Origin of the sequence: Megasphaera sp. DJF_B143 (assembly GCF_900320625.1) — a bacterium.
Classification (GTDB): Bacteria; Bacillota; Negativicutes; order Veillonellales; family Megasphaeraceae; genus Megasphaera; species Megasphaera hexanoica.
Genome location: NZ_ONTA01000213.1, coordinates 1 through 6,585, shown reverse-complemented (window position 1 = coordinate 6,585; position 6,585 = coordinate 1). Strand labels below are relative to the sequence as shown.

Below are 6,585 nucleotides of genomic sequence, written 5' to 3'. Positions count from 1 at the left end.
CCGACAGGGAAATGACCAGCATGGAAAAAAAGAACACTCCCATATACAGGAAGAAAAAGCTCAGGACCCGGCTGATGATTTTCATGGAAACAGAAACACCGTCTATCTTCAGGCTGACGACCATCTGAGGATGAAGAGTGCGGCGCATTTCCCGGGCTGCCATGCGGAACAGGACGATGATACGCATGATGCGCAATCCCCCCGTAGCCGAACCGATACAGCCGCCGGCAAAGACGAGGAGGAATAAGACATAGCGGTCAAATCCGGGCCAGAGGGAAAACTGGGCCGACGCATAGCCGGTCGTGCTCAGAAAGGAAACGACGGCAAAGGTTCCGTAGCGAAGACTCTGCCAGAAATCGTAAACACCGCTGCGCCAGAGATGAAAGACGATGAGCGCACTGACGGCGCCCACGATGGCCAGGAACGTCCGCAATTCCGTATCCGAAAAGATAGACCGCAACTCCCGCCGGGACAGAGCCCTCCAGATGAGGAGAAAGTTGCAGCTGGCCAGGATCATCGATATCATAGCCGCTATTTCCAGGAACGAATTGTCATAGCCGGCGAAATCAAGCGATGTCGTACCGCCGCTTGTCGAAGCCGTGGTCATAGCCTGGTTGATGGCTTCGAACACATTCATCCCAGCCGCCAGATACAGCAGCGCAGAAATGATGGTGATCCCGGCATATATTTTACCGGTCTGCAGCGCCGCATTTCGCATACGGCTGATCATCGGGCTGAAGGCGATGCTCTGATGAGCCGACAAGGTCACGCCGAAACAGCCGCTGACCTGGGGTACTACCGTGACCAGCATGATGATGAAATTCAGGCCGCCCATCCATTCCATGAGACTGTGCCAGAACAGGAGGGAATGGGCTTCTGCCTGTCCAGCCGCCAGAAGGGAAATACCTGTCGTCGTATAGGCGGAAACGCTTTCAAAAAACGCATCGGCCGGCGTGAGCATTCCTGTCCATACGTACGGCATCATGCCGATCAGCCCCAGCAGGAACCAGATGGACAGCAGATACCATGCGCCTTCAGCCACACCGAGCTGTTTTTTATGCTGCTTCCCTGCTGTTTTTAGCAGCAGTCCCAGCACGAGCGTCACCGCCAGGGGTCCGGCAAAAGCCAGCACCGTATCTTCTCCCCAATACAGGGCACAGCCGAGCGGCAGTCCCAGGACGGCAGCATTCAATAAGGCTATCCGTCCCAGAAGAAACAGATAAAGCCGCATATTCATACTCAGTCCCTGCCTTTAAAATATTTCATGACTTTTTTAGAATGTTCTGTCTGGATGAACAAAATCGTCCGGTCGCCCGCCTGCAGTATAGAACTGCCATTCGGTATATGGGCCTGTCCGTCACGGACGTAGGCACAGACCAGGCATTCCCGGGGCAGCTGCACATCCATCAGGCGCTTACCGGCGACAGGAGCCCCTTCCTGGACGATGACTTCTACAGCTTCCGCCTTGGCTCCTTCCAGAAGAGAAACGGAAACGACGCCGCCGCGGCGGGCAAATGCCAGCACTTCGCTGGCGGACAGGAGCCGCGCCGAAAGGACGATATCGACGCCGACTTTCTGCATGAGATCGACATATTCGATGCGGGCCACACGGACGATGGTCTTTTTGGCGCCAAAATGCTTGGCAATGAGGGCCAGCATGAGATTCAGCTTGTCGTCGTCAGTCACACAGATGACCACATCGGCATCGGCAACGCCCTCCTGGACGAGCAGGTCGATATCCGTGCCATCCCCGCAGATGGCAATGCCTTCGTCCAGCTTATCTGCCACCATGCGGCACCGTTCCCGGTCCTGTTCGATGACCTTGACCCGGACACCCTGTTTATCCATCATGGGAGCCAGGAAACGGCCCGTCCGTCCGGCACCGATGATCATAGCCCGTTCGACTTTCTTCGTGCCGCTGGGAATGAAATTTTCACTGAATTTTTCAATGGCCTTGGGGTCCCCGATAAAATAGGCATTGTCGTGAGGCAGGAGGCAGTCATCGCCATGAGGGATAATCATGCGGTGATCGCGGAATATCATCCCCGCCAGGATGGACTTGGGCATCTGCAGATCTTTCAAGGGCACATTGGCCAGGTGGGAATGACGGCGCACCTTCGTTTCAAAGAGCCGGACCTTGCCATTGGCAAAGTCTTCGACATCGAGAGCGGCCGGCATCATGAGGATGCGGTCGATTTCACGGGCCGTAATCAATTCCGGGTTCAGCATGAGATCGATATCAAAATTTTCTTTCAGATAATCCTGGGCTTCCGACATGAACTGCATATCACGGATGCGGGCGGCCGTATAGCGTATGCCGTGTTTTTTTGCGAGAATACAGGAAACCATGTTGACTTCATCGATGGCCGTTACGGCGACGAGAATGTCCGAATTGCGGATATCCGGATCGTTCATGGTAATAGGGCTGGCGCCATTGGCCAGGATCGTCAGCACGTCGAGATTGTTTTTGACGGCTTCCAGCCGTTCTTCATTCTGATCGACGACGACGACGTCATATTGTTCATTAGATAACAGCTCGGCAATACTGTACCCCAGCTTACCGGCTCCGATTATTACAATACGCAAGATATGTCCCTCCCTTGATATCTGTATAGTATAGCATACCTCGCTGAATAAAGACAGCTTTCCCCCTTTCTCTATCTTTTTCTCTGACAATATGATAAAATGAGTTGTTTGTTATAGATTTTTTCCATCATTTCCTGCAAAAAGAGGTTTCATAATGGCCAATAAATTCGTATCAGGTACGCTGATCCTGACCCTTTCCGGTTTTGTCGTCAAGGCGATCGGCAGTATCAACTGGATCATCCTTTCCCGTATCCTTGGGGGCGAAGGTATCGGTATTTACCAGATGGCATTCCCTATTTATCTGCTCGCACTGGAAATATCCAGTGCCGGCATCCCCATCGCCATTTCCATCATCACCGCCGAAAAAGCGGCCCGTGAGGACTATAACGGCGCCCAGCGCATCTTTCGCGTTTCCCTGACTATGCTCTGTTCGACGGCTCTGTTTCTCAGCGTCCTCGTCTTCTTCGGCTCGCGGTTCCTCATCGATTATCACATCATCCGTGAAAGCCGTGCCTATTATTCACTCATCGCCCTGGCTCCGGCCATCTTCTTTACGACCATCATTGCCGGCTACCGCGGATATCTCCAGGGCTGGCAGCAGATGACGCCGACGGCATTATCGCAGATTGTCGAACAGCTCGTCCGCGTCGTAGTCATGCTCGGTTTTGCCGCACTGCTGCTTCCCTACGGGCTCGATTATGCCGCCGGCGGTGCCAGTCTCGGTGCCGGTGCCGGCGGGGTAGCTGCCTGGCTGGTGCTTATCTACTACTATCATAAACTGAAGCGCCATCTGCCAACAGACGGCCCCGTCTTTCCCAAAGAAAGCATCCGCCACATCCTGAAGCGGCTCATCGTCCTGGCCGTTCCCATTTCCCTGGCCAGCATCATGCTCCCGGTCGTCTCCAACCTGGACCTTTTAATCGTACCGCGCCGTCTGGAAGTAGCCGGATACCCGACCCATCAGGCAACGGAATTATTCGGGTACCTCACGGGCATGTCCGTACCGCTCATCAATCTGGCTACGATTCTCACGGCGGCCATGGCCATGAGTCTCGTACCGGCTATCAGCCACAGCTTCACTCTCGGCGATACGAAGGAAATTTACAATAAAACGTCTGGCGCCATGCGCATCGCCCTCCTGGTCACCATCCCCTTTTCGGTCATGCTCTACGTGCTGGCCGAACCGGTCGTTACCTTTATCTACAATGCTCCGGCCGCGACCGACGCTACCCGGGCCGTTGCCATCGCCATTTGTTTTCTGGGGCTTCATCAGATTACGACGGCCATCCTGCAGGGCCTCAAAAAGCCAAAAATCCCGGTTATCAATATGGGAGTCGCCTGCCTGGTCAAAGTGGCCTGCAACTGGTTCCTGGTTGCCATTCCGGCTCTGGGCATCACCGGTGCTTCTTACGCTACCGTCGCCGATATCGGCGTAGCCGCTGCCCTGAATCTGGTCTTCATCTATCGCAAGACCGGTTATATCATCGATGTGAAAACAGTCGTGCGCAACGTCGTCTGCGCCGCTATCATGGGCGTTGCCATGTATTTTCTCTACGGTGCCATCGGGCATATCGGTCTGTTCCTCAGCCTTGCGGCCACGACCGTCGTCGGATCTGCCATCTACATCGGCCTCATGGCCGTATCGGGCGGCGTCACCCGTGCCGACGCCCAGCGGCTGCCGTTTTTTGGCCGTTTCTTCTGATTTCTCATGACCTGTACCATCCAAGAGCCCTCATAGAGCGGCTCTTTTTTTGTATATGCATGAGATGCATTTACCGGTAAAATATGGTACTATAATAGGTAATTGAAATCTAACCCATGTACCAGGGAGGTTTATCTCATGCTGAAAATAGCACTCGCCCAGCTGAACGTCCATCCCGGTGACCCGCGACGGAACGTACAGTCTATGGAACGCTGCATATCCCAGGCAAAAGAGCAGCACTGCCACATCATCGTATTTCCGGAATTGTCGATTCCGGGATATCTCATCGGAGATATTTGGGACCAGCCGGATTATATCCGGGAATGTGTCCGCTTCGGGGAACGGATCCGTGCCCTGTCCGATAGGATCACCATTTTCTTCGGCAATGTCGCCTGCGATGAAACCCGTCTCAATCCCGATGGACGGCAGCGTAAATATAACGCATTGTTTGTAGCGCAGAATGGCCAATTCATCGGTCCGGAACGGTCCCCCTATCCTTACTACATCAAGACACTGATGCCTAATTACCGCGAGTTCAGCGACACCCGGTATTTTACCTCACTACTGCAGGTGTCCCAGGAACGGCACCTCTTCCCGGAAGATTTGATTTCACCGATTACCCTGACCTTCTCCGGCGGTCAGACGCTCCGGGTCGGTCCGCTCATCTGTGAAGACAGCTGGGATGATAACTACCCCTTCAAACCCATGCAGTATCTCCACGACAACTATCCTCTGGATGTATTCATCAATATTTCTAATTCTCCTTTTACCCTCGGCAAGACCCAGCGCCGTCACCGTCTGTTCGGCAAATCCATCGGCCAGTTCAACGTACCGGCCCTGTATGTCAATTGCACGGGCATCCAGAATAACGGCAAAAATATCTATACCTTCGACGGGGCCAGCGGGGCCTATGGCAAAGACGGATCCCTCCATTATGAATGCCCCCTCTTTCATGAAGAACTGGCAATTCTCGATTTCGACGAAACGTCTCATACGTTCGTCAGCCCGCAGAAGCAGAACCCTCAGGAAGAAGAAGTGGCCGACATCTGTCACAGCCTTCAGTACGGCATCCGGTCTTTCATGGAAAATGCCGGCCTCAGCAAGGTCGTACTCGGCGTCTCCGGTGGCATCGATTCGGCAGTCAATGCCGCCTTATACGCTTCCATTCTCCCCAAAGAAAATATTCTCCTCGTCAACATGCCCAGTGTCTACAACTCGTCTATGACCAAAGACCTGGCACAGCAGCTGGCAGATCATATCGGCTGCTACTACACAGTCATACCCGTCCAGGACAGTCTGGAACTGACGCGGAAACAATTCCGGGAAGCACCACTCCTGCAGAATGGCGAAGAAAAAGGCCATCTGGCACTCACCAGTTTCATCGAAGAAAATATCCAGGCCCGGGACCGTTCCAGCCGTATCCTGGCGGCGGCAGCGGCGGCTTTCGGCGGTGTCTTTACGTGCAACGCCAATAAAGCCGAATCATCTGTCGGCTATGCGACACTCTATGGCGACCATGCCGGTTTCCTGGCCGCAACAGCCGATTTATGGAAACATCAGGTTTATGCACTCGCCCGGTATCTGAACGATGTCGTATTCCAGCGGGAAGTCGTTCCCCAGGGCAGCATCGATATCGTTCCCAGTGCGGAATTATCGGCCAGCCAGGACATCACCAAAGGCCAGGGGGACCCCATCGTCTATCCCTATCACGATTACCTGTTCCGCGCCATGGTCGAACGGTGGCAGCGGGTCACACCGGAAACCATCCTCACCTGGTATGCCGAAGGGACACTGGAAAAGCAGATTGGCTGCTCCGTCAACGTCCGGGATGTCTTCCCTACGGCCAAAGCCTTTATCGACGACCTGGAACGGTGGTGGCGCCTCCTGTCGGGCTTTGCCGTGGCAAAACGGATCCAGAGCCCGCCTGTCCTTTCCATCAGCCGACGCTCCTTTGGCTACGACCTGCGGGAAGCCCAGCTGAAACCGTATTACACGACACGATATGAAGAACTGAAACAAACGTTGCTGAACCAGTAACTAAACCGGTATAAAACAAGGGACTGTCTCATGATGACATAAGCCTTTATGAGACAGTCCCTTGCTCTTTATATTTTATAGCAGTCTGTAGTTTTTAGAATTTTTAAATGTTCAGGCAACATCTGCAAACTATAAACTTAAAACTTAAAAAGGAGCTGTCTTCATGGGACAGCTCCTTTTTTACATGGTGTCAGTGAACCTTCACGGAATCATACATCCTGTATCCGCTGTACACCCTGATTCTTCTTTTTCGAACGATG

At 53.5% G+C, this 6,585-nt stretch carries 4 protein-coding genes; 2 read left to right on the top strand and 2 right to left on the bottom strand.

Translation table 11 applies throughout. From position 1 onward, the window contains the following. Together DBO31_RS06480 and trkA are read right to left on the bottom strand one after the other, a co-directional pair. On the bottom strand, positions 1 to 1,237 hold a 1,237-nt coding region (locus DBO31_RS06480), incomplete at its 3' end, for a TrkH family potassium uptake protein (protein WP_150824735.1). Between the two features lie 2 nt (positions 1,238 to 1,239). After that, complete coding sequence (gene trkA / locus DBO31_RS06475; RefSeq protein ID WP_075582210.1) at positions 1,240 to 2,586, bottom strand: Trk system potassium transporter TrkA; 1,347 nt, start codon at positions 2,584 to 2,586, stop codon at positions 1,240 to 1,242. 154 nt (positions 2,587 to 2,740) lie between these two features. Here trkA and DBO31_RS06470 point away from each other — a divergent pair, with 154 nt between their 5' ends. Both DBO31_RS06470 and nadE read left to right on the top strand, forming a co-directional pair. Continuing rightward, the gene (locus DBO31_RS06470) at positions 2,741 to 4,288 is read left to right on the top strand and encodes a polysaccharide biosynthesis protein (RefSeq protein ID WP_059077152.1); all 1,548 of its coding nucleotides are present in this window, start codon (positions 2,741 to 2,743) and stop codon (positions 4,286 to 4,288) included. A gap of 138 nt (positions 4,289 to 4,426) precedes the next feature. Then, the gene (nadE, locus tag DBO31_RS06465; RefSeq protein ID WP_075582209.1) at positions 4,427 to 6,325 is read left to right on the top strand and encodes an NAD(+) synthase; all 1,899 of its coding nucleotides are present in this window, start codon (positions 4,427 to 4,429) and stop codon (positions 6,323 to 6,325) included. The last annotated feature ends 260 nt before the right edge of the window (positions 6,326 to 6,585 follow it).

Excerpts from the sequence above, each read along its gene's own strand:
- DBO31_RS06470 (WP_059077152.1), top strand. The coding sequence starts at position 2,741 with ATGGCCAATAAATTCGTATCAGGTACGCTGATCCTGACCCTTTCCGGT.
- nadE (WP_075582209.1), top strand. The coding sequence starts at position 4,427 with ATGCTGAAAATAGCACTCGCCCAGCTGAACGTCCATCCCGGTGACCCG.